General features: G+C 63.1%; 24 protein-coding genes and 1 tRNA gene. 17 read left to right on the top strand and 8 right to left on the bottom strand.

Features of this window, described 5'->3' with window-relative positions:
- The first annotated feature begins 7 nt into the window (after nt 1–7).
- The 6 genes from phrB to PMM47T1_RS22295 are packed head-to-tail and all read left to right on the top strand — an operon-like array spanning nt 8 to nt 5978.
- Complete coding sequence (gene phrB / locus PMM47T1_RS22320) at nt 8–1453, top strand: deoxyribodipyrimidine photo-lyase (RefSeq protein ID WP_008373286.1); 1446 nt, start codon at nt 8–10, stop codon at nt 1451–1453.
- Nucleotides 1446–2222 (top strand): SDR family NAD(P)-dependent oxidoreductase, encoded by a 777-nt coding sequence (locus tag PMM47T1_RS22315; RefSeq protein WP_008373284.1) that lies wholly within the window; start codon nt 1446–1448, stop codon nt 2220–2222. The genes phrB and PMM47T1_RS22315 overlap by 8 nt, the downstream gene beginning before the upstream one ends.
- A complete protein-coding gene (locus PMM47T1_RS22310) occupies nt 2222–3466 on the top strand; it encodes an NAD(P)/FAD-dependent oxidoreductase (protein ID WP_008373281.1) in 1245 nt (414 codons plus the stop codon). The genes PMM47T1_RS22315 and PMM47T1_RS22310 overlap by 1 nt, the downstream gene beginning before the upstream one ends.
- Nucleotides 3463–4257 (top strand): DUF1365 domain-containing protein, encoded by a 795-nt coding sequence (locus PMM47T1_RS22305; RefSeq protein WP_008373279.1) that lies wholly within the window; start codon nt 3463–3465, stop codon nt 4255–4257. Before PMM47T1_RS22310 ends, PMM47T1_RS22305 begins: the two co-directional genes overlap by 4 nt.
- Complete coding sequence (locus tag PMM47T1_RS22300; protein ID WP_008373278.1) at nt 4250–5515, top strand: class I SAM-dependent methyltransferase; 1266 nt, start codon at nt 4250–4252, stop codon at nt 5513–5515. The genes PMM47T1_RS22305 and PMM47T1_RS22300 overlap by 8 nt, the downstream gene beginning before the upstream one ends.
- A complete protein-coding gene (locus tag PMM47T1_RS22295) occupies nt 5508–5978 on the top strand; it encodes a DUF2878 domain-containing protein (RefSeq protein WP_008373276.1) in 471 nt (156 codons plus the stop codon). Before PMM47T1_RS22300 ends, PMM47T1_RS22295 begins: the two co-directional genes overlap by 8 nt.
- 201 nt (nt 5979–6179) lie before the next feature.
- On the opposite strand, the gene PMM47T1_RS22290 is transcribed toward PMM47T1_RS22295, so the two are convergent.
- From PMM47T1_RS22290 to hemA, 6 genes are all read right to left on the bottom strand, one after another.
- Nucleotides 6180–6716 (bottom strand): acyloxyacyl hydrolase, encoded by a 537-nt coding sequence (locus tag PMM47T1_RS22290; protein WP_008373274.1) that lies wholly within the window; start codon nt 6714–6716, stop codon nt 6180–6182.
- Between the two features lie 108 nt (nt 6717–6824).
- Entirely contained in the window at nt 6825–7616 is a 792-nt protein-coding gene (gene murI, locus PMM47T1_RS22285; protein WP_008373271.1) for a glutamate racemase, read from the bottom strand.
- On the bottom strand, nt 7609–8364 hold the full coding sequence (locus PMM47T1_RS22280) for a molybdopterin-synthase adenylyltransferase MoeB (RefSeq protein ID WP_008373268.1): 756 nt from the start codon (nt 8362–8364) through the stop codon (nt 7609–7611). Before PMM47T1_RS22280 ends, murI begins: the two co-directional genes overlap by 8 nt.
- Nucleotides 8358–9188, bottom strand: coding sequence for a peptide chain release factor N(5)-glutamine methyltransferase (gene prmC / locus PMM47T1_RS22275; RefSeq protein ID WP_008373264.1), 831 nt, complete (start codon nt 9186–9188; stop codon nt 8358–8360). The genes PMM47T1_RS22280 and prmC overlap by 7 nt, the downstream gene beginning before the upstream one ends.
- Nucleotides 9189–10271 (bottom strand): peptide chain release factor 1, encoded by a 1083-nt coding sequence (gene prfA, locus PMM47T1_RS22270; protein ID WP_008373261.1) that lies wholly within the window; start codon nt 10269–10271, stop codon nt 9189–9191.
- Nucleotides 10268–11545, bottom strand: a complete 1278-nt coding sequence (gene hemA, locus PMM47T1_RS22265) for a glutamyl-tRNA reductase (protein WP_008373259.1) — start codon at nt 11543–11545, stop codon at nt 10268–10270. Before hemA ends, prfA begins: the two co-directional genes overlap by 4 nt.
- A gap of 174 nt (nt 11546–11719) precedes the next feature.
- On the opposite strand from hemA, the gene PMM47T1_RS22260 reads away from it, so the two are divergent.
- From PMM47T1_RS22260 to PMM47T1_RS22210, 11 genes are all read left to right on the top strand, one after another.
- Nucleotides 11720–13447: a tetratricopeptide repeat protein gene (locus PMM47T1_RS22260; protein ID WP_008373257.1), complete on the top strand. Its 1728-nt coding sequence runs from the start codon at nt 11720–11722 to the stop codon at nt 13445–13447.
- A gap of 4 nt (nt 13448–13451) precedes the next feature.
- Nucleotides 13452–14069 carry a lipoprotein insertase outer membrane protein LolB gene (gene lolB / locus PMM47T1_RS22255; RefSeq protein WP_008373256.1) on the top strand — a complete coding sequence of 206 codons (618 nt, stop codon included), beginning with the start codon at nt 13452–13454 and terminating at the stop codon, nt 14067–14069.
- A 1-nt stretch (nt 14070) separates the two neighbouring features.
- Nucleotides 14071–14946, top strand: a complete 876-nt coding sequence (gene ispE / locus PMM47T1_RS22250) for a 4-(cytidine 5'-diphospho)-2-C-methyl-D-erythritol kinase (RefSeq protein WP_008373255.1) — start codon at nt 14071–14073, stop codon at nt 14944–14946.
- A 10-nt stretch (nt 14947–14956) separates the two neighbouring features.
- Nucleotides 14957–15031, top strand: a tRNA-Gln gene (locus tag PMM47T1_RS22245).
- A 47-nt stretch (nt 15032–15078) separates the two neighbouring features.
- On the top strand, nt 15079–16020 hold the full coding sequence (locus tag PMM47T1_RS22240) for a ribose-phosphate pyrophosphokinase (RefSeq protein ID WP_008373254.1): 942 nt from the start codon (nt 15079–15081) through the stop codon (nt 16018–16020).
- Between the two features lie 138 nt (nt 16021–16158).
- Nucleotides 16159–16755: a 50S ribosomal protein L25/general stress protein Ctc gene (locus tag PMM47T1_RS22235; protein WP_008373251.1), complete on the top strand. Its 597-nt coding sequence runs from the start codon at nt 16159–16161 to the stop codon at nt 16753–16755.
- Nucleotides 16756–16901: 146 nt separating this feature from the next.
- Entirely contained in the window at nt 16902–17486 is a 585-nt protein-coding gene (pth, locus tag PMM47T1_RS22230; RefSeq protein WP_008373249.1) for an aminoacyl-tRNA hydrolase, read from the top strand.
- 21 nt (nt 17487–17507) lie between these two features.
- Nucleotides 17508–18608, top strand: a complete 1101-nt coding sequence (gene ychF / locus PMM47T1_RS22225) for a redox-regulated ATPase YchF (RefSeq protein ID WP_008373246.1) — start codon at nt 17508–17510, stop codon at nt 18606–18608.
- Nucleotides 18609–18776: 168 nt separating this feature from the next.
- Complete coding sequence (locus PMM47T1_RS22220) at nt 18777–19655, top strand: restriction endonuclease (protein ID WP_008373245.1); 879 nt, start codon at nt 18777–18779, stop codon at nt 19653–19655.
- 79 nt (nt 19656–19734) lie between these two features.
- Entirely contained in the window at nt 19735–21654 is a 1920-nt protein-coding gene (locus PMM47T1_RS22215; RefSeq protein ID WP_008373244.1) for a HAMP domain-containing methyl-accepting chemotaxis protein, read from the top strand.
- Between the two features lie 107 nt (nt 21655–21761).
- Complete coding sequence (locus tag PMM47T1_RS22210) at nt 21762–22559, top strand: ATP-binding cassette domain-containing protein (protein WP_008373242.1); 798 nt, start codon at nt 21762–21764, stop codon at nt 22557–22559.
- Here PMM47T1_RS22210 and PMM47T1_RS22205 read toward each other — a convergent pair.
- Together PMM47T1_RS22205 and PMM47T1_RS22200 are read right to left on the bottom strand one after the other, a co-directional pair.
- On the bottom strand, nt 22513–23805 hold the full coding sequence (locus PMM47T1_RS22205) for a lipase family protein (protein ID WP_008373240.1): 1293 nt from the start codon (nt 23803–23805) through the stop codon (nt 22513–22515). The two genes, PMM47T1_RS22210 and PMM47T1_RS22205, sit on opposite strands and share 47 nt — an antisense overlap.
- A gap of 183 nt (nt 23806–23988) precedes the next feature.
- Entirely contained in the window at nt 23989–25335 is a 1347-nt protein-coding gene (locus tag PMM47T1_RS22200; protein ID WP_043301398.1) for a lysine N(6)-hydroxylase/L-ornithine N(5)-oxygenase family protein, read from the bottom strand.
- Between the last annotated feature and the right edge of the window lie 165 nt (nt 25336–25500).

Raw genomic sequence — 25500 nt, 5'->3', positions numbered from 1 at the left:
AAAACCCATGCAACTGATCTGGTTTCGCACTGACCTGCGCTTTCACGATAACACCGCCCTGGCCGCCGCCTGCGCCCAAGGGCCGACCCTGGCCGTGTGGCTGGTCAGCCCGGCGCAGTGGCAACAGCATGACGACGCAGCGTGCAAAGTGGACTTCTGGCTGCGCAACGTCGCCCAGCTGAGCCAGGCACTGGCTGAAAACCATATCCCCTTGTTGATCCGCACTGTGGATCACTGGGACCAGGCCCCCGCTGCCCTGGAAAAGCTGTGCAGCGAGCACAGCGTCACGGCAGTGCATTGCAACGCAGAATACGGTGTCAACGAAAGCCGCCGCGACGCCGCCGTGGCCCAGGCTTTGGGCGATGCCGGCATCGCGTTTGAAAGCCATCTGGACCAGTTGCTGTTCCAGCCGGGCAGCATCCTCACCAAGACCGGTAACTACTTCCAGGTGTTCAGCCAGTTCCGCAAAGTCTGCTATGAACGCCTGCACCACGGTATCCCTGCGGTGGTGCGTGCGCCTCGGGCGCAAGCACCTTTGGCCATCGCCGCCGACACAATACCTGGCAAAGTACCGGGCTTCGCTACCCCCAGCCCTGAACTGCAGGCGCTGTGGCCAGCCGGCGAAGAGGAAGCCAAGCGCCGTCTGGATCACTTCGTCGACGAACCCATCGAGTACTACAACACCGAGCGCGATATTCCCTCGCGCCCAGGCACCAGCCAACTGTCCGCCTACCTGGCCGCCGGGGTGATTTCGCCGCGCCAGTGCCTGCACGCGGCACTGAATGAAAACCGTGGCGAGTTCGACAGCGGCAATGTCGGCGCCGTGACCTGGATCAACGAGTTGCTGTGGCGCGAGTTCTACAAGCACATCCTGGTGGGCTACCCACGGGTGTCCATGCACCGCGCCTTTCGCAGTGAAACCGAGGCCCTAGCCTGGCGCCACGCCCCCAAGGAGCTGGAGGCCTGGCAACGCGGCCGCACCGGCATCCCGATCATCGACGCGGCCATGCGCCAATTGCTGGACACCGGCTGGATGCACAACCGCCTGCGCATGGTGGTGGCCATGTTCCTGACCAAGAACTTGCTGATTGACTGGCGTGAAGGCGAACGCTTTTTCATGCGCCACTTGATCGACGGCGACCTGGCGGCCAACAACGGCGGCTGGCAGTGGAGCGCCTCCACCGGCACCGACGCGGCGCCTTATTTCCGCATATTTAACCCGCATAACCAGTCGGCGCGATTCGACGAGCACGGGGTGTTCCTCAAGCAGTGGCTGCCGGAACTGGCCGACCTGAGCAGCAAGGAGATCCACAACCCGGCCAAGGCGGGCGGCCTGTTCGGCCCGGCGGGTTACCCACAGCCCATCGTCGACCTCAGCCAAAGCCGCGAGCGGGCACTCAGCGCATTCAAGAATCTGCCACAGCGGCAGGTGACAGGGGGTCATCATGGCTGAAACACCGCGACGCATCTGGCTGACGGGTGCCAGCAGCGGCCTGGGCGAGGCATTGGCCGAGGCCCTGCTGCAACAAGGCGCGCACCTGGCCCTGAGTGCGCGCTCCGAAGGCCCGCTGCACCTGCTGGAGCGGCGCTTTCCCGGGCAAGTGCTGCTGGTGCCGGGCGACCTCACCGACCATGATCGGGTGAAGGCAATCGGCGTCGAAATCGAGCAGGCCTGGGGGGCGCTGGACAGTGTGATCCTAAACGCCGGGACCTGCGAATACGTGAACGCCAAGGAGTTTGACGCGCTGATTTTCGAACGTGTCATCCGCACCAATCTGTTCGCCAGCAGCTACTGCATCGAAGCCGCCCTGCCCCTGCTGCGCAAGGGTATTCGCCCCCACCTCACGGACGTGGCCAGCGCCGTCACCTACCTGCCGCTGCCCCGTTCGGAAGCGTACGGCGCCTCCAAGGCGGGGCTGCGCTACCTGTTCGAGTCCTTGCGCGTCGACTTGGCCCAAGAGCACATCGACGTGACGGTGGTCAGCCCCGGTTTTGTCGACACACCACTGACCCAGAAAAACGACTTTCCCATGCCCATGATGATCAGCGCCGAGGATGCGGCCCGGCACATCGTCGAACGGCTGGACAAACGCCCGCTGGAAATCGCCTTCCCGGCGCTGTTCATGGCGGCGCTGTGGCCATTGTCGCGGTTACCGGCCAAACTCAAGCTGATCATCGGCAAACGCATGGTCCGCCAGGACCCCATGGAAGGAGATGCCTGATGAAAATCGCCGTCGTTGGCAGCGGCATTGCCGGCCTCACCTGCGCCTACCTGCTCAACCGCCAGCACGAGGTGGAGGTGTTTGAAGCCTCCTCATGGATAGGCGGCCACACCCACACGCTGGACATCGAGCACCAGGGCCAGCGCTACGCCATCGACACCGGTTTCATCGTCTTCAACGACTGGACCTACCCCAACTTCATCGCCCTGCTGGACCAGTTGGGCGTCGCGTTCAAGCCCACCCAGATGAGCTTTTCGGTGTGCGACCCGCACAGCGGCCTGGAATACAACGGCAACAACCTCAACAGCCTGTTCGCCCAGCGCAGCAACCTGCTGTCGCCCGGCTTCTGGGGCATGCTCAAGGACATCCTGCGCTTCAACCGTGAAGCGGTCAGCGACCTGGCCAGCCATCACATCACCGAACACACCACCCTGGGCGACTACCTGCGCACCCAGCGTTACGGCCAGCGCTTCATCAACCACTACATCGTGCCCATGGGCGCGGCCATCTGGTCCATGTCCTTGCAGGACATGCTCGGCTTTCCATTGCAGTTCTTCGTGCGTTTCTTCAAGAATCACGGCCTGCTGTCCGTCACCCACCGGCCCCAATGGCACGTGGTAGAGGGCGGTTCCAGCCGCTACATCGCGCCGCTGATTGCAGGCTTCGCCGAACGTATTCACCTGGACTGTGCGGTGACTGGGGTGGAGCGCGATGCCGACGGCGTGATCGTGCACAGCCCTCGCGGCGCCGAGCGCTTCGACAAGGTGGTGTTCGCTTGCCACAGCGACCAGGCCTTGGCGTTGCTGGCCGAGCCCAGCGCTGCGGAGCAACAGATACTCGGCGCCCTGCCCTACGCCAACAACGACGTGGTGCTGCACACCGATATTCGCCGCCTGCCCCGCCGGCGCCTAGCCTGGGCCAGTTGGAACTACCGGCTGGACAGCAGTGGCCAGGCCGCGGCCGTGACCTACGACATGAACATTCTGCAGGGCCTGCCCGGCCCTACCACGTTTTGCGTCAGCCTCAACCAGAGCGCGCATATCGACCCCGACAGCGTGCTGGCCCGCTACACCTACGCACACCCTCAGTACAGCCTGGCCGGCATTGTCGCCCAGGGCCGCTGGCACGAACTGCATGGCGCGCAGCACAGCTATTACTGTGGCGCCTACTGGGCCAACGGCTTTCACGAAGACGGCGTCACCAGCGCCCTGCGCGTGGCCCATGCGTTCGGGGAGGCACTATGAACAGCGCCCTGTATAGCGGCTGGGTCAGCCACCGGCGGTTCACCGCCCGCGGTCACCAGTTCAGCTATCGCATTGGCCTGCTGTACCTGGACCTGGCCGAGCAAAGCCAGGTGCTGGGTCTGTCGCCCTTGGCGGGCAAGGGCCGCTGGGCACCGTTCGCGTTCAGGGAAACCGACTACCTGCGCGAGCATACCCGCACCGGCGTCCCGCTGGCCGACGCCGTGCGCCAGTGCGTGGCCAGGGCTCTGGGCCATACGCCGCAAGGGGCCATACGCCTGCTGACCCAGGCACGCAGCTTCGGCCTGGCGTTCAACCCCGTCAGCCTCTTCTATTGCTTTGACCCGCAGGAAAAACTGGTAGCGATCCTCTGCGAAGTCACCAACACCCCGTGGCGCGAGCGCTTTTACTATGTATTGCCGGCCCAGGGCGATGGCTTTCAGCACTTTGCCGTGGCCAAGGCCTTTCATGTGTCGCCGTTTTTGCCCCGCGATCTGGAATACCGCATGAGCTTCAGCCCGCCGGGCGAGCGCCTGGGCGTGCACATGGCCGACTGGCAGGGCGACACCAAAGTCTTCGACGCCACCTTGAACCTGCATCGCCAGGCCATGAGCCGCGGCAGCCTGCACCGCCAGTTGCTGGCCTTCCCTTGGATGACCGCCAAGACCTGCCTGGCCATTTACTGGCAGGCCCTGCGCCTGGCGCTCAAGCGCACCCCGATTTTCAACCACCGCACCGCCGATGGTTCATTTCGCACCGCCATCGCTCAAGCAAAGGAACGACGCCATGAATAGTTTCTCGGCCAAGGCCATACCGTTCAGCACCTACGGCCTGACCAGCGCGTTGCTGCGCCGCGGCGTGCTCAACCAACTCAACGCCCTGCGCCACGGGCAACTGCTGGTGGTGGATGGTGATGAACGCCTGCTGTTCGGTAACACCACTTCGCCACTGGCGGGCGAGATCCATGTGCACGATGCCTCCGTCTGGGGGCTGGTGGCCAGCGGCGGCTCCATTGGCGCCGGCGAGGCATTCATCCATGGTTACTGGAGCAGCCCCGACCTGACGGCGGTGGTTCGCGTATTCGTGAGCAACCTGGATGTGCTGGACGGCATGGAGCGCGGCTTGGCCCGGGTCAGCCGCCCGCTGGTGCAGGGCCTGCATTGGCTCAACCGCAATACGCGCAAGGGCTCGCAAAAAAACATCGCCGCCCACTATGACCTGGGCAATGACCTGTTCGAACAGTTCCTGGACCCGACCATGATGTACTCGGCCGCCCAGTTCACCAGCGTTGATGACAGCCTGGAGCAGGCGCAACTGAACAAGCTGGAACGCATTTGCCAGAAACTGGCGCTCAAGCCCGGCGACCACCTGCTGGAAATCGGCACGGGCTGGGGCAGCATGGCACTGTATGCGGCCAGCCGGTACGGCTGCCGGGTCACCACCACGACCTTGTCCCACGAGCAGTACGACTACACCCGCCAACGCATCGACGCCCAAGGGCTGCAAGACCGCGTCACCCTGTTGTTGTCCGACTACCGCGACCTGACCGGCAGTTACGACAAGCTGGTGTCCATTGAAATGATCGAAGCCGTTGGCCATCGCTTTCTGCCCACCTACTTCCAGAAATGCGCCGCCCTGCTAAAGCCCGACGGCGTGATGCTGTTGCAGGCCATCACCATTCGCGAGCAGCGCTACGAGCAGGCCCGCCACAGCGTCGACTTCATTCAGCGCTATATCTTCCCGGGCGGTGCGCTGCCATCGGTGCAGAAGATGCTGCAGATTGTCGGCAGTGACACCGACATGAACCTGCTGCACATGGAAGACTTCGGTCTGCACTACGCGCGTACCCTGCGCCTGTGGCACGACAACTTCCGCCGCGCGCATAACCGCCTGCGCGAACTGGGCTACGACGATTATTTCCTGCGTTTGTGGGAGTTTTACCTGTGCTACTGCGAGGGCGGTTTCATGGAGCGCACCATCGGCACGGCCCAATTGCTGCTGGCCAAACCGGCGGCGCAACCACAGCCCTTGCTCGGGCGCTTTGATGCTTGAAAAGGCGGCCAATGCGCTGCTATTTCAAATGGGCTGGTTTGCCTGCGTGCTGGGTGGCAATAGTGGTTGGTTGGTGTTGGTGCTGGCGATCCTGATGGTGCACTGGGCCTGGCACGGGGATGCCCGGTTGATGCTAGAGGCCTTCGTGCTGGGGCTGGTGCTGGACAGCGCACTGATGTGGCTGAAGGTCTTCGACTTTCACCCCAACGGCTGGCTGGTGCCGCTTTGGCTGGCGTTGCTATGGCCGTTGCTGGCCAGCACGTTGCGCTATTGCCTGGCGTGGACGGCGCGGCCGTGGTGGCTGGCGGCGCTGCTGGGCGCGGTGGCAGGGCCGCTGTCGTATTTCGCCGGTGGGCGGTTGGCGGGGGTGGGGTTTCCCCTGGGCATGGGTATCACGCTGATTATACTGGCAGTGATCTGGGGCGGCATTTTCGTGATCCTGCACAAGCGCGCCACCCCCTGACGCGGCCTTGGGCCGCTACACAAATCAATCCGCAGGGCCTTGGCAGCCTACAGGTCAGCACAGATTTCCGTAGCAGCGGCGCAAGACGCCCCGTAGGCGCTGCCGCCACGCTGCGAAGGCCCGCGGTCGGCATGACATCGCCGAAGGCCCTGCAGACCTTTTCCCACCCTGGCGATAGCTCCTACAGCGGCGCTTGTACCATCAAAAGCTCAATGGCATGCGGTAGTTCAGCGAGTAGGCTTCGATACCATCGTTTGGCTCCCGGATGCCTCCGTTGGAATAGTGGATCGCGCGAATCGACACTTCCTGATTGCCCGCAAAACGCAACCCGAAGCCAATGCGGTCTTCAAAGTTGAAAGCTGTGCCCAGCTTGTTGTCGTCTACCCGCAGGTTGGAGAACACCGCTACCCCGATACCGGCTTCCAAGAATGGCTTGACCGCACCACCATCGAACTCATAACGGAACACCGGCGCAAAAGACACCGTGTTGTTGGCCGGGCCATGGTTGGACGCCGTCCAATAGGTATAACCCCCGTCCCAATAACCCGTCAGCCGCCCAGTGCTGGTCTGCCACCAACTGGCGTCCCAATCCGATTGCAGCCCCAACCGATACACCATCGACCCATCGCCAGTCGCCCCTACCGACACCGATCCATCCAGGGCGTGAGCTGCCATGCTCTGGCCCAAGGTGAAAACGGCAAGTGCAGCCAAGCCGAACAGTTTCTTCATCAGGAACATCCCTATGTCTGTATGTCGTTTTTGGTTTTATTCGTCTTCAAAGACAAAACTATAGAAATCCGTCTATCGATGATGGTTCATCGCCACCTGAAGAATTTGTACGATTATTTAACGTACAAATCTACTGACGTTGTCGGATTTTTTCCAAAGCATAGGTAGGATATTTCTGAAGTGCTGAGGATCTGCGCTGGTCCAGAAGCGTGTTTCCAGAGCGGGCCCGCTGGCCAGCAGGCCGCGCTGCTGCAATAAACGCTGAAGCTGGCGGGCCACGGCGGCGCCGGTATCAATAAGGATAACGTTGCCCGGGATCATTTCCCGCAACAACGGCTTGAGAAAAGGGTAGTGCGTGCAGCCCAGGATCAGCGTGTCGCAGCCGGCTGCCAGCAGCGGATCGACATACTGTTGCAGCAAACTGCGCAGGGCCGCACTGTGCAACTCACCGGACTCGATCAGTTCCACCAACCCCGGGCAGGGCTGGGTCACCACGTTCACGTCGCTGGCGAAGCGGTCCAGCAGTGCGGCGAACTTGGCACTTTGCAGCGTGCCGGTGGTGGCCAGCACGCCGACCACGCCGCTGCGAGTGGCTGCGGCAGCAGGCTTGACCGCAGGTTCCATACCCACGATGGGCCATGCCGGATAACGCGCTCGCAGGTCGGCCACGGCCGCCACGGTGGCCGTGTTGCAGGCCAGCACCAAAGCCTTGGCGCCCTGCTCGCGGAAGAATTCAGCCACGGCCACACAGCGCTCGCGAATGAACTCAGGGGATTTTTCGCCGTAAGGAATATGGCCGCAGTCCGCCACGTACAGCAACGATTCCTGAGGCAACAGCGCATGAATCTCGCCCAGCACCGACAAGCCACCGACGCCGGAGTCGAAGACGCCGACGGGGGCCTCAGCCATGGGCGGTGCCACACACGCTGCATGCCGGGTCACGCTTGACGCGCAACTCGCGGAAGCGGCTGCCCAGCGCATCGATCAGCAACAGGCGGCCTACCAGCGGGTCACCGAAACCGGCCAGCAACTTCAACGCTTCCAGCGCTTGCAGGCTGCCCACCAGCCCCACCAACGGGCCGACCACGCCGGCCTCGCTGCAGGTCAGCTCGGCGTCACTGCCATGGCCGTACAGGCAGTGGTAGCAAGGGCTTTCCGGGCGGCGAGGGTCGAACACCGACAGTTGCCCTTCCAGGCGAATGGCGGCGCCACTGACCAGCGGCTTGCCGGCGGCCACGCAGGCGGCATTGACGGCCTCGCGGGTGCCGAAGTTGTCCGAGCAATCGAGCACCAGGTCCACCGCCGCCACGGCCGCCGCCAGCGAGTCCTCGTCGAGGGCGCTGCGATGGGCCACCAGGGTGATGTGCGGGTTGATCGCGCCCAGGCGTTGCAAGGCTGAGTCGACCTTGCTCATGCCGACGCTGGCCGAATCATGCAGCACCTGGCGTTGCAGGTTGGTGAGGTCGACCGTGTCAAAATCAGCCAGGTGCAGCTCGCCCACGCCGGCGGCGGCCAGGTACAGCGCCACTGGCGAGCCCAGGCCGCCAAGGCCGACGATCAACGCACGGCTGGCCTTAAGCTTCAGCTGGCCGTCGATGTCCACCTGAGACAGCAGCACCTGACGGCTGTAGCGCAGCAGCTCGTCGTCGTTCAGCATGCCAGGCGCCCGAGGGTGATGCGTTCGTGACCACCGAGGTCTTCACGGCTCTCGATCTGTTCGAAATCATGCTTGGCCAACAACTCACGAACTGCCGCAGCCTGATCGTAGCCATGCTCCAGCAGCAGCCAGCCTCCCGCCTCCAGGTGTTGCGGTGCCTGCGCGACGATGATGCGCAGGTCGTCCAGGCCATCGTCACCGGCCACCAACGCGCTGGTCGGTTCAAAGCGCACGTCACCCGCCACCAGGTGCGGGTCGGCGGCACGAATGTACGGCGGGTTGCTGATGATCAGGTTGTAGCGTTCGCCCTGCAGGGCCCCGAACCAGTGGCTTTCCATCACGCGCACATTGTCCAGGCGCAGCCGTTCGCGGTTGCGCTCGGCCAGGGCCACGGCCTCGGCCACGCGGTCCACCGCAGTCACCTGCCAGCCCCGGCGCTCGCTGGCCAGGGCCAGGGCGATGGCGCCGGTGCCCGTGCCCAGGTCCAGCACCCGCATGGGCGTTGGCGGCAACAGCTCAAGCGCGGTTTCCACCAGCAACTCGGTGTCCGGACGCGGAATCAGGGTATGCGGCGCCACTTCCAGGTCGAGCTTCCAGAAGCCCTGCTGACCCAGAATATAAGCCACCGGCTCGCCCAGGCGACGGCGCTGCAGGTACTCGTCAAAGGTGGCCGCCGCTTCGGTGGTGACAATGCGCTCCGGCCAGGTGTGCAGGTAGCTGCGGTTCTTGCCCATGGCCGCCGCCAACAGCAACTCGATGTCCAGCCGCGCCGTAGGCGACTCGGGCAATTCGGCACTTCTGAGCAAACTGGCAATGATCGTCATTTACTCACCCAATGCCGCTAGTTGATCCGCCTGGTATTCGGCCAGCAGTGGCTCGATCACCGCGTCCACGCCACCGGCCATGACTTCGTCCAGGGAATACAGGGTCAGGTTGACGCGATGGTCGGTCACCCGGCCCTGCGGGAAGTTATAGGTACGGATGCGCTCGGAACGGTCGCCCGAGCCCACCAGCAGCTTGCGCTCGCTGGCAATGGCGTTGGCGGCAGCGCTGGTCTGCATGTCGTTGAGCTTGGCCGACAGCCAGGACATGGCCCGTGCACGGTTCTTGTGCTGGGACCGCTCTTCCTGGCATTCCACCACGGTGCCGGTGGGCAAGTGGGTGATGCGGATGGCCGAGTCGGTGGTGTTCACGTGCTGGCCGCCCGCCCCCGATGACCTGAAGGTGTCCACGCGCAGGTCCGCCGGGTTGATTTCGATGGCCACGCGCTCGTCGGGCTCGGGCAGCACGGCCACGGTGCACGCCGAGGTGTGGATACGGCCCTGGGACTCGGTTTCCGGCACGCGCTGCACGCGGTGGGCGCCGGACTCGAATTTCAGCTTGCCGTAGACGTTCTCACCCTCGACACGGGCGATCACCTCTTTATAGCCACCGTGTTCGCCTTCGTTTTCCGACAGGATCTCCACCCGCCAGCCACGCCGCTCGGCGTAGCGCGAATACATACGGAACAGGTCGCCGGAGAAAATCGCCGCCTCGTCGCCACCGGTGCCGGCACGAATTTCCAGGAACACGTTGCGCCCGTCATTGGGGTCCTTGGGCAACAGCATGCGCTGCAAGTTGCCTTCCAGCACCACGAGTTGCTCCTTGGCCTCGCGCACTTCCTCGACGGCCATTTCGCGCATGTCGGGGTCACTGTCCTTGAGCAGGGCCTGGGCACCTTCCAAGTCAGCCTGCACCTTGCACCACTCCTGATAGCCGGCCACCACCGGCTCAAGCTCCGCGTATTCACGGGAGAAGGCGCGGAAGCGGGTCTGATCGGAAATGATCTCGCCATCGCCCAACAGGGCGGTCAGTTCCTCGAAACGATCCTGGATCGTGTCCAGTTTATTGAGCAGTGACGCTTTCATTGCGGGGGTTTATCCGTGGAGCCCTCGTTGAGGGCAAAGAGTTCCTGGGCCATGGCCAGCGCATCGAGGCGGCCTTCGGCAGACAGCTTTTTAAGCTGCACGCTCGGTGCGTGCAGCAGTTTGTTGGTCAGCCCGCGCGCCAACAGCACCAGCACCTCTTCGGCACTGCTGCCGTTGGCCAGCATGCGCTGGGCCTTTTGCAATTCTTCGTCGCGCAGGCGCTCGCTTTGTTGGCGATACGCCTTGAGCACATCCACCGCCGCCAGTTCGCGCAGGCGCGCCATGAAATCATCGACGCCGCCGCTCACCAGTTGCTCGGCTGCCTGAGCCGCGCCCTGGCGGCTCTTGAGGTTCTCGGCCACCACGTCATGGAGGTCGTCGACGCTATAGAGGTAAACGTCGTCCAACTCGCCGACTTCCGGCTCGATGTCGCGGGGCACGGCAATGTCGACCATGAAGATCGGCTTGTGCTTGCGCAGCTTCAGCGCGCTTTCCACCGCGCCCTTGCCCAGAATAGGCAACTGGCTGGCCGTGGAGCTGATGACGATGTCGCTGTTCACCAGCTCCTGGGGAATATCGGCCAGCAGCACCGCGTGGGCGCCGAACTGCTCGGCCAGGATACTGGCGCGTTCCAGGGTACGGTTGGCCACCACGATACGCCTCACGCCCTGCTCATGCAGGTGGCGGGCGACCAGGGTGATGGTCTCGCCGGCGCCGATCAGCAGGGCCTGGCTGCGCTGCAGGTCACTGAAGATCTGCTTGGCCAGGCTGACGGCGGCAAAGGCCACCGATACCGGGTTCTCGCCGATGGCAGTGTCGGTGCGTACCTGCTTGGCCGCGCTGAACGTTGCCTGGAACAGGCGCCCCAGCAGCGGGCCAATGGTACCGGCCTCGCGGGCCACGGCATAGGCAGACTTCATCTGGCCGAGGATCTGTGGCTCGCCTAGCACCAGCGAGTCCAGGCCCGAGGCCACACGCATCATGTGGCGCACGGCCGCGTCGTCCTCGTGCACATAGGCACTGGCACGCAGTTCGTCGTAGCTCAGCCGGTGATAGTCGGCCAGCCAGCGCAGCACGGTCTCTGCGGCCGGGTGGTCCTGCTCTATATACAGCTCGCTACGGTTGCACGTAGAGAGGATCGCAGCTTCGCGGCTGTCAGTCAGGCGGCAGAGCTGCTGCAAGGCTTCCACCAGCTGTTCGGGGGTAAACGCCACGCGCTCGCGCACGTCCACCGAAGCAGTCTTATGGTTGATACCGAGGGCAAGGAAGGCCATTCAAGGTCGCTGATGATGTAGATAAGCCGACAATTGTCCTACTTAGTCCGCCCCAGAACAACTACCGCAGTCTATTGTCCTAATAGTCTACCCCCGCAGGTGCCATCGCTTATGGGTTTGCCCACAGGCTTGTGTCATGATGATCCGACCGCAGGTAAGTCGCCAAAACTCCCTATGAATAGATCCTCCGCGTTGTTCCTAGCTTTTGTCTTGCTCAACGGTTGCCAGGCCTGGCCACCGGGCAAGCACCAAGACGCCGCTGCCGTCCAGGACAGCACTCCCAAGCCTGCCGAGAAACCGCAGGTGTACAGCTCGTTCAGTGAAGACACGGTGTTCAGCCTGTTGACGGCGGAGCTTGCCGGCCAGCGCAATCGCTTCGACATTGCCCTGGACAACTACGTGGATCAGGCGCAGAAAACCCAGGATCCAGGGGTTTCCGAGCGCGCCTTCCGCATCGCCGAGTACGTGGGCGCCGACCAGGCGTCCCTGGATACCGCGCTGCTGTGGGCCAAGAATGCACCCAAGGATCTCGACGCCCAGCGCGCCGCCGCCATCCAGTTGGCGCGCAATGGCCGCTACGACGAGTCCATGGTGTACATGGAGAAGGTCCTGCAGGGCCAGGGCGACACCCACTTTGATTTCCTCGCCCTGTCGGCCGCCGACACCGACCAGGACACCCGTAACGGCCTGCTGCAAAGCTTTGACCGTTTGCTGAAGAAATACCCGAAAAACAACCAGCTGATCTTCGGCAAGGCCTTGCTGCTGCAACAGGACGGCGACAACCAGGGCGCCCTGACGCTGCTGGAAGACAACCCGCCGCAAAACGGCGAAATCGCCCCTATCCTGCTGCGCGCTCGCCTGCTGCAACTACTCGACCGTGGCAAGGAAGCCTTGCCACTGCTGGAAAAAAGCATCCGCCAGTACCCGGACGACAAGCGCCTGCGCCTGACTTACGCGCGCATGCTGGTGGAACAGAACCGCATGGCCGACGCCAAGGTGCAGTTCGCCAGCCTGGTGCAGCAGTACCCCGAAGACGACGAACTGCGCTACTCCCTGGCCCTGGTGTGCCTGGAAGCCAAGGCCTGGGATGAAGCGGCCAGCTACCTGCATGAACTGGTGGACCGCGGTGCCCACGTGGACTCGGCACACCTGAACCTGGGCCGTATCGCCGAAGAAAAAGGCGACCCGCAGGGTGCGCTGGCCGAGTATGAACAGGTTGGCGGCGGCAACGACTACCTCCCCGCGCAGCTGCGCCAGGCCGACATCCTGATGGCCAGCGGCCGCGTGGCCGAGGCGCGCAAACGCTTGGAAAACGCGCGCGAAGCCCAGCCCGACTACGCCATCCAGCTGTACCTGGTGGAAGCCGAGACCCTGGCCAACAACAACCAGCCCGACCAGGCGTGGCAGTTGCTGGACAAGGCCCTCAAGCTTTACCCCGACGACCTCAACCTGCTGTACACCCGCGCCATGCTGGCCGAAAAGCGTAACGACCTGACGCAGATGGAGGCCGACCTGCGCGCCATCATCAAGCGCGAACCCGACAACGCCATGGCCCTCAACGCCCTGGGGTACACCCTGTCGGACCGCACCACGCGCTATGCCGAGGCGAAGGAGCTGATCGAACGCGCCCACAAGATCAACCCGGACGACCCCGCCGTGCTCGACAGCCTGGGCTGGGTCAACTACCGCCTGGGTAACCTGAGCGAAGCCGAGCGGCTGCTGCGCCAGGCACTGGCCAACTTCCCTGATCAGGAAGTGGCCGCCCACCTGGGTGAAGTGCTGTGGGCCAATGGCAAACAGCGCGAAGCCCGTGACATCTGGGCCAAGTACCTGAAAGAACAACCCGAGAGCCCTACCCTGCGCAACACCGTGCTGCGCCTGACCGGATCCGAGACTTTATAAGCTTATGTTTTTGCGCCACGTAGTGACTTTCAGCCTGATCGCCCTGCTTGCCGGTTGTACCGGCCTGGGCACCCGCGAGGCCCTGCAGGGCCAGGGCAACCCGCAACAATGGAGTGCCCACAAGGCGCAACTGACCCAGCTCGACGGCTGGCAGATCGACGGCAAGGTCGGCATCCGCGCGCCCAAGGACTCGGGCAGCGGCACGCTGTTCTGGCTGCAGCGCCAGGATTACTACGACATTCGCCTGTCCGGCCCCCTGGGCCGCGGCGCCGCACGCCTGACCGGGCGCCCGGGCCAGGTGGTGCTGGAAGTAGCCAACCAGGGCCGCTACGAGGCTGCCACCCCCGAGCAGTTGCTGGGCGAGCAACTGGGCTGGGACTTGCCGGTGTCTCACCTGGTGTGGTGGGTTCGCGGCCTGCCCGCGCCTGATACCAAGAGCACGCTGACCCTGGACGGCGACAGCCGGTTGGCCAGCCTGGAACAGGATGGCTGGAGCGTCGAATACCTCAGCTACACCGAGCAGAACGGCTACACCCTGCCCGAGCGCATCAAGCTGCACGGCCGCGACCTCGACGTGACCCTTGTGGTCAAGAGCTGGCAGCCACGGCAACTGGGGCACTGACATGACCCAGCCACGCCTGACCCTGCCGGCCCCGGCCAAGCTCAACCTGATGTTGCACATCCTGGGGCGCCGCGCCGACGGCTATCACGAACTGCAAACCCTGTTTCAGTTCCTCGACCATGGCGACGAGCTGCAATTCGCCCTGCGCCAGGACGGTGAAATCCGCCTGCACAGCGAAATCGACGGGGTGCCCCACGACAGCAACCTGATCGTCAAGGCCGCGCGCAAACTCAAGGACCTGTCGGGCACCGCCCTGGGCGCCGACATCTGGCTGCACAAAGTGCTGCCCATGGGCGGCGGCATCGGCGGCGGCAGCTCTGACGCCGCCACTACCCTGCTGGGCCTGAACCACTTGTGGAACACCGGTATCGACATCGACCGGCTCGCCGCGCTGGGCCTTGGCCTGGGCGCCGACGTGCCGGTTTTCGTCCGCGGCCACGCGGCATTTGCCGAGGGCGTGGGCGAGATCCTTACCCCCGCCGAACCCGAAGAACCGTGGTACTTGGTACTGGTCCCGCAAGTCTCTGTTAGTACAGCAGAAATTTTTTCCGATCCGTTGTTGACACGCGATTCACTTCCCATTAAAGTGCGCCCCGTTCCCAAGGGAAACAGCAGAAATGACTGCGAAGCGGTTGTCACAAGACGTTATCCAGAAGTACTTAACGCCTTGAATTCACTGAAGAAATTTGGTGATGGAAGACTAACCGGAACTGGAAGTTGTGTGTTTGGGGCCTTCCCAAGCAAAGCGGAAGCTGATAGAGTTTCGCACCTTCTTGCAGATACCCTTACAGGGTTTGTAGCCAAAGGCAGCAACGTTTCGATGTTGCACCGTAAACTACAGAGTCTGTCACAGGAAACGGGTGCTGGGCACTCGTAGCAACAGATACAGGGGCGTCGCCAAGCGGTAAGGCAGCAGGTTTTGATCCTGCCATGCGTTGGTTCGAATCCAGCCGCCCCTGCCATTTTCCTATACTCATCCAGGTATACCCTCAGCCGGCAGGTACTGCGCGTGTCCAAGATGATGGTCTTTACGGGGAACGCTAACCCCGATCTGGCTCGGCGTGTAGTACGTCAGCTGCATATCCCACTGGGTGATGTCTCTGTCGGTAAGTTCTCCGACGGCGAAATCAGCACTGAGATTAATGAAAACGTCCGCGGTAAAGACGTCTTTATCATTCAGCCGACTTGCGCTCCGACGAACGATAACCTGATGGAACTGGTTGTGATGGCCGATGCCTTCCGCCGCTCCTCAGCGTCCCGAATCACTGCGGTGATTCCTTACTTTGGTTATGCCCGCCAGGATCGCCGTCCGCGTTCCGCACGTGTGGCTATCAGCGCGAAAGTCGTCGCCGATATGCTCACCGTAGTGGGGATTGATCGTGTTCTCACGGTCGATCTGCATGCTGACCAAATCCAGGGTTTCTTCGATATTCCGGTAGATAACATCTACGGCTCCCCCGTTCTGGTGGATGACATCGAAGATCAACGCTTCGAGAACCTGATGATCGTGTCCCCGGACATCGGCGGCGTCGTGCGTGCACGTGCTGTTGCCAAGTCCTTGGGCGTTGACCTGGGTATCATCGACAAGCGCCGTGAGAAAGCCAATCACTCTGAAGTGATGCATATCATCGGCGACGTCGAAGGGCGTACCTGTATTCTGGTCGATGACATGGTCGACACCGCCGGCACCCTGTGCCACGCGGCGAAAGCCCTGAAAGAGCATGGCGCTGCCAAGGTCTTTGCCTACTGCACACACCCTGTGCTGTCGGGTCGGGCAATCGAGAATATTGAAAATTCCGTGCTGGACGAGTTGGTGGTCACTAACACCATCCCGCTGTCCGCTGCAGCACAAGCCTGTGTACGTATCCGTCAACTGGATATCGCACCGGTAGTTGCCGAGGCGGTCCGCCGCATCAGCAACGAAGAATCGATCAGCGCGATGTTCCGCTAAGGGCCCTGCCCTGCGAACACCACGTTGACGAAAAGCGCCCCGCCCCAACACTACCGTTGGGGCGGGGCTTTTTTGCCCACCCCGCTTTGACGCTGGTCGCAAACGTCATTCGGGAGCTGGCTATTTTGGAGATGTAAAATGACTGATTTCATTCTGAACGCTCAAGCGCGTACCGACCTGGGGAAAGGTGCGAGCCGCCGCCTGCGTCGTCTCGCCGCCCAAGTCCCTGCCGTAATCTACGGTGGCGACAAAGAAGCTGAATCCGTAAGCATCCTGGCTAAAGAAATTGCCAAGCTGTTCGAAAACGAGGCTGCCTACAGCCACATCATCGAACTGAATGTTGACGGCAAGAAGCAAAACGTCGTGGTCAAGGCCATGCAGCGTCACCCAGCCAAGCAGTTCATCATGCACGCTGACTTCGTGCGCGTTGTTGCTGGCCAGAAGCTGACCGCTATCGTTCCTGTGCACTTCGTCAACGAAGAAGCGCCAGTGAAGAAAGGCGGCGAGATCTCCCACGTTGTCAACGAGATCGAAGTTTCCTGCGAAGCCAAAGACCTGCCTGAATTCATCGAAGTCGACCTGGCTAACGCCGAAATCGGTTCGATCGTTCACCTGTCCGACCTCAAGGCCCCTAAAGGCGTTGAGTTCGTAGCCCTGGCTCACGGCAACGACCTGGCTGTTGCCAACGTCCACGCTCCACGTGTAGCTCCAGAAGCTGAAGGCGCTGCAGAGTAATTTTACTCGGCAAGCCGGAGTTGTAATGACATCGCGGTAGCAACAAGCGGACGAGATCGCGGAGTTACACAGCTGACCTCGTCCACTTGTGCCACCGGCCCAGCCGGTGGCGATGTTCAATTCGATTCCAAGGAAGAGCCCCTGTCGTGACCGCCATTCAACTGATCGTTGGCCTGGGTAACCCCGGCCAAGAATACGAACAGACCCGGCATAACGCAGGGGCTCTTTTCGTTGAGCGCATCGCTGCCAAACAAGGCGTCAGCCTGGTAGCCGATCGCAAGTATTTCGGCCTGACGGCGCGTTTCAGCCATCAAGGCCATGATGTTCGCCTGTTGATCCCCACCACGTACATGAACCGCAGCGGCCAGGCCGTGGCGGCATTGGCGAATTTCTACCGTATCCCGGTAGACGCCATCCTGGTGGCCCACGACGAACTCGACCTGCCCCCGGGCGTTGCCAAGCTCAAGCTGGGCGGCGGCCATGGCGGGCACAACGGCTTGCGCGACATTATCGCGCAGCTGGGCAACAACAACGGCTTCCACCGTCTGCGGCTTGGCATCGGCCACCCGGGTGTGGCCAGTCAGGTATCCAACTTTGTCCTGGGCCGGGCGCCACGCGCCGAACAGGATAAACTGGACGCCAGTATCGATTTTGCCCTCGGCGTGTTGCCGGATATCTTCGCCGGCGAGTGGAATCGCGCGATGAAAAACCTGCACAGCCAAAAGGCCTGACTCCACGAAGAGGGAATCACCATGGGTTTCAATTGCGGTATCGTCGGCCTGCCCAACGTCGGCAAGTCCACTCTGTTCAACGCGCTGACCAAGTCGGGTATCGCGGCCGAGAACTTCCCCTTCTGCACCATCGAGCCCAACAGCGGCATCGTGCCGATGCCTGATGCCCGCCTCGCGGCGCTGGCAGCCATTGTCAACCCCAAGCGCATCCTGCCGACCACCATGGAATTCGTCGACATCGCAGGCCTGGTGGCCGGTGCGTCGAAAGGTGAAGGCCTGGGCAACAAGTTCCTCGCCAACATCCGCGAGACCGACGCCATCGCCCACGTGGTGCGCTGCTTCGAAGACGAGAACGTGATTCACGTCAGCAACAGCGTCAACCCCAAGCGCGACATCGAGATCATCGACCTGGAACTGATCTTCGCCGACCTGGACAGCTGCGAGAAGCAACTGCAAAAGGTTGCGCGCAACGCCAAGGGTGGTGACAAGGACGCCGTGCTCCAGAAGGGCCTGCTGGAGCAACTGATCTCCCACTTCACCGACGGCAAGCCTGCGCGCAGCCTGATGAAGAACATGGGCGTGGACGAGAAGCTGGTGATCCGCGGCTTCCACCTGCTGACCTCGAAGCCGGTGATGTACATCGCCAACGTGGCCGAAGACGGCTTCGACAACAACCCGCACCTGGACGTTGTTCGTGCCATCGCCGAAGAAGAAGGCGCGATCGTGGTGCCGGTGTGCAACAAGATCGAAGCCGAAATCGCAGAATTGGACGACGGTGAAGAGAAGGACATGTTCCTCGAGGCCCTGGGCCTGGAAGAGCCTGGCCTGAACCGCGTGATCCGCGCCGGCTACGAACTGCTGAACCTGCAGACCTACTTCACCGCCGGCGTCGAAGAAGTACGCGCCTGGACCGTGAAAATCGGCGCCACCGCGCCACAGGCTGCCGGCGTGATCCACACCGACTTCGAAAAAGGCTTCATCCGCGCCGAAGTCATCGCCTACAACGACTTCATCCAGTACAACGGTGAAGCGGGTACCAAGGAAGCCGGCAAGTGGCGCTTGGAAGGCAAGGAATACATCGTCAAAGACGGCGATGTGATGCATTTCCGGTTTAACGTGTAAGCGCGTTACGGCAATGACAAAAAGCCCCGGTTCGGAAGATCCGGGGCTTTTTTGGTGGCTGTGTGGAGGGTTAGCGAACCGGACCAGGACCGCGAGACCCGAAAGTCTCCCGCACACAGCCACCATCGAGCTTGTCGCAGCGCCCCCCCCCATCACAACAGACCGCACATGGCCAAGAAAACCTCCACCTTCGACGACCTCACCTTCCTCGCCAGCAAGCTCCCCTGGTGGTCAAGTTTGATCCTGGCCGTAGCGTCAGGCGTGTATCTGCATGGCGTCGCCAGTGCGCCCACGGCCATCGTCAGCGACGTCCAGCATCTCGATTCGATGATGACCCAGACGTTTCTCAAAACCCTGGCCACCCTCGGCCAGTACCTGCTCCCGCTGATCTTCGTCATCGGCGCCATCACGTCCGTGCTCGGCCGCCGCAAGCGCCGCGAGCTGCTGAACACCGGCCATGCCGTCAACGATTTCACCTGGCAGGAATTTGAACTGCTGGTAGGCGAGGCCCTGCGCCGCCAGGGCTTCGGCATTGAGGAAACCGGCGGGAACGGCCCCGATGGGGGTGTGGACCTGATCGCGCGCAAGGAGGGCGAGAAATACCTGGTGCAGTGCAAGCACTGGCGGGCGCTGCAGGTGGGCGTGCCGGTGGTGCGCGAGCTGTATGGGGCCATGGCGGCGGAAGGCGCGGTGGGCGGCTTTGTAATCACCAGCGGGCGGTTCAGCGAGCCGGCGCGGGAGTTTGCCAGTGGGCGCAACCTCAAACTGGTGGACGGTCGGCAGTTGCGGCGCTGGATTGCCGCCGCGAATAAAACCGCACCCGTGGCGCACGTGAAGCCCGACGCCCCGGTTGCCCGGCCCAAAGCGCCGGTGCCACCTGTACAGGAGGAGCCCAAAGCCCCCGCGTGCCCGTTCTGCCGCAAACCCATGGTGGTGCGCGTGGCCCGCAGCGGCCGAAACGCCGGTGGCGACTTCTGGGGCTGCGCCGACTACCCGACATGCCGCGGCATCCGTCCGATCTTCAGTCAGGGCCCTGCGCGTAAATAGTCGCCGCCCACCATCCAGTTTTTCGCGCCTGAACCGATAAAGCATTCTTAGGCAGTGCTCACTCGGTGGAGAAGGCTCGATGTTCGCGACGATCAATGGTTTTCTGGAAAACATCAGTGTGCGCGCCAAGCTCACCCTGGGGTTTGGTGCCGTGCTGGTGTTGACGGTGTTGATCGCCATCACCGGCTGGGTCGGCATCAAGGCGTTAGGGGATCGCGGCGACCGGATCCTGGATATCGCCAAACTCAACGATATTACCCGGGAAGTCCGCATTGCCCGGCTGTCCTACACCATCACCCCCGACAGCGAGCATGGCAATGGCGTGCTCAAGCAGCTGGACAACCTGGACAACCACCTGGCCGCGAGCCGCGCGCGGTTCACCGACGCCGGTGACGTCGCGCAGATTCAGGCCGCCCTGGAGGCGACCCAGCATTACCACGAGCACTTCGCCGATTTCAGCCAGGCCGTGCAGGCACGTGAAGACAGCCGCGGCGTATTTGGCGGCTACGCCGACAGCGCCGTGGCCGCGCTGAACACCATGGCCGAAGCCGTGGCTTCGCCCGCCGGCGACCAGGCTCAGCGCGACGTGGTGGCCAAGGCCCAGGTGCTGGTGCAACAGGCACGCTTCCAATTGCGCGGCTACAGCTACAGCATGAAGGCGGAGCTGGAACAACCGGCCAAGCAAGCCATTGACCAGGCCGGCGCCTACGCCAAGACCGCCGTCGAACTGCTGCCCCACGCCCAGGCCGACAACCTTGAGCAGTTGCAGCGCGCGCTCACCCATTATCGCGCCACAGTCGACCAGTTCGCCGCCACCCAGGCCCGCGCCGGCAAGGCGCAAGCCGAGCTGAACGATGACATCGCCAACCTGTTCACCGCCAGCAAGCAACTGTCGCAGAACCAGGCCGACCAACGCGCCGCAGACATGCTGCAGGCCCGCAACCTGCTGGGCGGCGCCGTACTGTTCGCCCTCCTGCTGGGCATCCTCGCTGCCTGGGTCATCACTCGCCTGATCGTGGGCCCGTTGCTGGAAACGCTGCGCCGCGCCGAGCGTGTGGCCAGCGGCAACCTCACCGGCGACGCCGCCGTGTCGCGTCGTGACGAGCTGGGCCAGTTGCAGCACAGCATGCAACGCATGACCCTGAACCTGCGCGAACTGATCGGTGGCCTGCGTGACGGCGTGGTGCAGATCGCCAGCGCCGCCGAGGAACTGTCGGCCGTCACCGAGCAAACCAGCGCCGGGGTCAACAGCCAGAAAGTGGAGACCGACCAGGTGGCCACCGCCATGAACGAGATGGCCGCCACGGTGCAGGAAGTGGCCCGCAACGCCGAGCAGGCTTCCCAGGCGGCGGTCAGCGCCACCCGCGAAGCCCGCGACGGTGATGACGTGCTGGCCAAGGCCATCAACCAGATCGACCGGCTGGCCAGCGAAGTGGGTCACTCCACCACCGCCATGGACGACCTCAAGCGCGAAAGTGACAAGATCGGCAGCGTGCTGGACGTGATCAAGTCCGTGGCCCAGCAAACCAACCTGCTGGCCCTCAACGCCGCCATCGAGGCCGCCCGCGCCGGTGAGGCTGGCCGTGGCTTTGCCGTGGTGGCCGACGAAGTGCGCAGCCTGGCGCAGCGCACCCAGACCTCAACCGAAGAAATCGAACAGTTGATCACCGGCCTGCACAGTGGCACCCAGCAAGTAGCCAGCGCCCTGGAAAGCAGCCGCCAGCTGACCGACAGCAGCGTCGAGCTAACGCGCCAGGCCGGCGCCTCGCTCAGCGGCATCAGCCGCTCAATGGCGGCCATCGAGTCCATGAACCAGCAAATCGCCGCCGCAGCCGAGCAGCAAAGTGCCGTGGCCGAGGAGATCAACCGCAGCGTGCTCAACGTGCGCGATATTTCCGAGCAGACCTCGGCAGCCAGCGAAGAGACCGCCGCCTCCAGCGTGGAACTGGCGCGCCTGGGCGTGCACCTGCAGTCCATGGTGGGCAAGTTCACCCTGTAAACCGTGCCCGACTGAAATGCCCGGGGGCCGGGGCATTTTATAATTGATAACCATTAGCAAATTTACTACTGTCGCACCCTGCCCCTTCAAGCGATCGTGGAAGCCTCATGTTCGAATTGCGCTCCGTCAGCTTCAAAGTCCCTGGCCGCACCTTGCTGCAACCGCTGGACCTGCAGATCCCGCACGGCAAGATGATCGGCCTGATCGGCCACAACGGTTCGGGCAAGTCCACCCTGATCAAGCTGCTGGCCCGCCAGCAGGTGCCGGCTGGCGGCGAGATCATCCTTGATGGCACGCCGCTGCCCGCCTGGGGCAACCGCGATTTCGCCCGTCAGGTGGCGTACCTGCCGCAGCAACTGCCGGCAGCCGACAACCTGACCGTACGCGAGCTGGTAGGTTTTGGCCGCTACCCGTGGCACGGCGCGTTGGGGCGTTTCAGCGATGAAGATCGCGACGCGGTGGAGCGGGCGCTGCAACTCACCCATATCAGTGAATTTGCCGAACGCCAGGTAGACCTGCTGTCCGGCGGCGAGCGCCAGCGCGTATGGCTGGCGATGCTGCTGGCACAGAACAGCCGCTTTCTGCTACTGGACGAGCCCACCTCGGCGCTGGACATTGCCCATCAGGTGGACGTGCTGTCCCTGGTGCATGACCTCAGCCGCCAGCTGGACCTGGGCGTGCTGGTGGTGCTGCACGACGTCAACATGGCTGCGCGCTATTGCGACCACCTACTGGCCTTGCACAGCGGCCACCTGCTGGCCCAGGGCAGCCCCGAGGAGCTGATGCGCAGCGACACCCTGGAGCGCATCTACGGCATTCCCATGGGTGTGATGCGCCACCCAGGCGACGGCTCGCTGATCAGCTACCTCGACTCGCCGGCCAGCGCAACGGGTATGGCAGGCTGAACGATGCGCCCCTGGCCAGCGACAGGGCACTGCCCCAGCGCGCCGGGTCGAAGAGCATCTTGCGCATGGCGCTGTAGCAGGCCAGTGACGCCCACACCATGTGCGCCTGGGCCCCCGTGGCCTTGGCCGGCACCGCCGCATCGACATTGACCACCGCCACCTGCACGCCACGGCCGGCAAACGCCGCCTGGGCCCGTGCGGCGTTGTCGAACGGCACCACGCCATCGCGGTCGGTGCCGCACATCATCATCGGTGTTTTCGGCGTCCAGTCCAGGGTGCTGTTGCGTGCCAGGTCCTGCTGGAAGGGCGTATCCGCCTGCTCTGCGAACGCCTTGGCGAACCCGGGCTGACGCACGTCATCGATAGAGCGCACCTGGTTGAACGGTGGCTGCGCAATCATCGCTCGCAGCCCCAGCGGGCCGGGAAAGGCGCCTTGTACCGCCTGCGCATAAGGCGGTTTGAACACGTCTTCGGGCTGAACAAACAGGTTGCCGTACACGTGCTGCATCGCCACCACGGTGTACGCCAGCAAATAGGGTGACAACGGGTTCGGCCCGGCGCTGGTGACGCCGCTCCACGACTCCCTAAAGGTGTGCGGCAAGTCGTAGGCCCCGGACATGGGCGCGCTGGCCACCAGGTTGAACTCCGCCAGATGGTCACGCTCGATGGCCCGTTGCGTGGCCATGGTCACGTGGCCGCCCTGGGAGTAGCCGCCCAGCATCACCTTGCCGGAAAACCGCACGCCCAGTTGCGCACCGGCCAGGCGGGCGGCGCGCAAGGCATCGATGACGGTGGAGGCCTCAGAGTCGGCGTGAAGGTAGGGATGGAAGGGGTAGTGGGAGTTGCCCAGGCCCAGGTAATCGCTGGCGATCACCACGTAACCGCGGGCGGCGTAGACAGCGTTGAGGGGATAACCGGCGGATGCGGCGGCCAGTTGCGCCTGTTGCCGGTTACGGTCTGTTTCGGTACCGCGAGCCCAGCCCAGCAAGGGCGCTGGTTGCTGGCAGGCACTGCCGTCGGGGAGCACCAGGGCGGCGGATGCGTCGGCCGGTTCGCCCTTCACGCCGATGGTGCGGTATTGCACCGCTACCACCCTGACACCGCAGTCCACCTTGTCGACGAACATTCGTTGCGCTTGCGTGGCCTGGTTGATCTGCTCGGCGCTGTAGCGCGCCAGTTCCTTCACCTCCAGAAGCGTCCCTCGCCCCTGCCCTGCTTCGTCAGCCTGGGCCACTGCACCCAACATTGCCAACCACGTTGTCATTGCACACACATACCGGGTTCGAACAGTCACTGAAGCTCCTTGGTCCAGCAGTCTTCACGCACCTACGACCACGATTCCTCCGGGGGAAGCGGGTTCTACCCGGGAAGGCATGGATATAGCGAACGCGTAAAAATGCGCCGGCACTCCTATGCCGGCGCGCGGCACTCAAGCGTTGCTGGCGGTAGCGCGCGGGGCCGTCTTCGCCGCCACGCCATCAAAGCTGGACTTGAGATTCTCATGCAGCGCCGTCGCCACCTCTTCCGCGCGAATCGGCAGTATCGACAGCAGGGTGTCGCTCAGGCCATGGCTGGACTGGCTGAAGCCCTGGATGAACACCGGGGCCTTGAGGCGCGGATCGGCCTGCACCCGGTACTCGCGGTTCACCTGGTACTCGTCCAGGTATTGGGCCAGCGGCGCCAGTATCTGCTGGTGGGAAATGCGCTCGTAGCCGGTGGCCAGGATAATCGCGTCGTAGCGGTGCGCTTCAGTGTCGCCGGTGGCCAGGTCACGCAGCACCAGTTCGATGCCGTTGGCGTCGGCCTTGGCCGATTCGATGGAACGGCGGCACAGGAAGCTGTGGCGCGGTTGGCCGGAGACTTTCTGGCGATAGAAGATCGAGTAGATGCGCTCCACCAGGTTAAGGTCCACCACCGAGTAGTTGGTGTTGTGGTACTCGTTGATCAGGCGCTCGCGCTCGCGTTCCGGCTGGTTGAATACCAGGTCGGTGTATTGCGGCGAGAAGATCTCGTTGACGAACGGGCTGTCATCGGCCGGCTTCAACACGGCGGCGCGCAGCACCATGTCGACTTGGGCGCTGGGGAAGCTGTCATTGAGGTCGATGAAGGCCTCCGCCGCGCTCTGGCCACCGCCAATCACGGCGATGCGCATCGGCTTGCCGTTTGCGCACGGTTGCTCGTTCATGCGCTCCAGATAGCGCGAGTGGTGGAACACCCGGGTGTCGTCCTTGAGGTGACGGAATACCTCGGGGATACGCGGCGTGCCGCCGGTGCTCAGCACCACCGAGCGGGTATGGCGCACCTGCTCACGGCCTTGCGCGTCCTGGGAAATCACTCGCAGTTGCTCGATCACCCCACCCGCGTGCACCGGCTCCACCGCCAGCACGTTTTCGCCGTAGGCGGACTGTTCGGTGAAATGCCCGGCTACCCAGCGCAGGTAGTCGTTGTACTCCATGCGGCACGGGTAGAAAGTGCCCAGGTTGATGAAGTCCACCAGGCGGCCGTGCTGGTGCAGGTAGTTGACGAAGCTGAACGCGCTGGTGGGGTTGCGCAGGGTCACCAGGTCCTTGAGGAAGGAGATCTGCAGCTCGCTCTGGGCCACCAGAGTGTTGCCGTGCCAGCGGTAGTCCTGTTGACGGTCCAGGAACAGCGCGTCCAGGTGCCGCCCACGCTTCACGCCCAGTTCTTCCAGGGCGATGGCCAGTGCGAGGTTGGAGGGGCCGAAGCCGATCCCGAGCACATCCAGCGGCGTGCTTGTAGTAACTGATTGAGTCATCTCGCCAATACCTTTCGATCCATTAGTCGATTGGCACGAACACTCCGGCGGCCCCTTTTCGGGTGCCAGGCGTATCGCCCAGGAACTGCGCCCCCAGTCGGAGCGCTTACCCAAGTGGTGACGAGAAGCCTGCGCATAAATTTAAACCCCTCTCATTCGCAACCA

It is taken from the genome of Pseudomonas sp. M47T1, assembly GCF_000263855.1.
In the GTDB taxonomy this organism is placed as follows: Bacteria; Pseudomonadota; Gammaproteobacteria; order Pseudomonadales; family Pseudomonadaceae; genus Aquipseudomonas.
The sequence above is the reverse complement of the archived record's forward strand: the minus strand, read 5'-3'. Positions and strand labels throughout refer to the sequence as shown.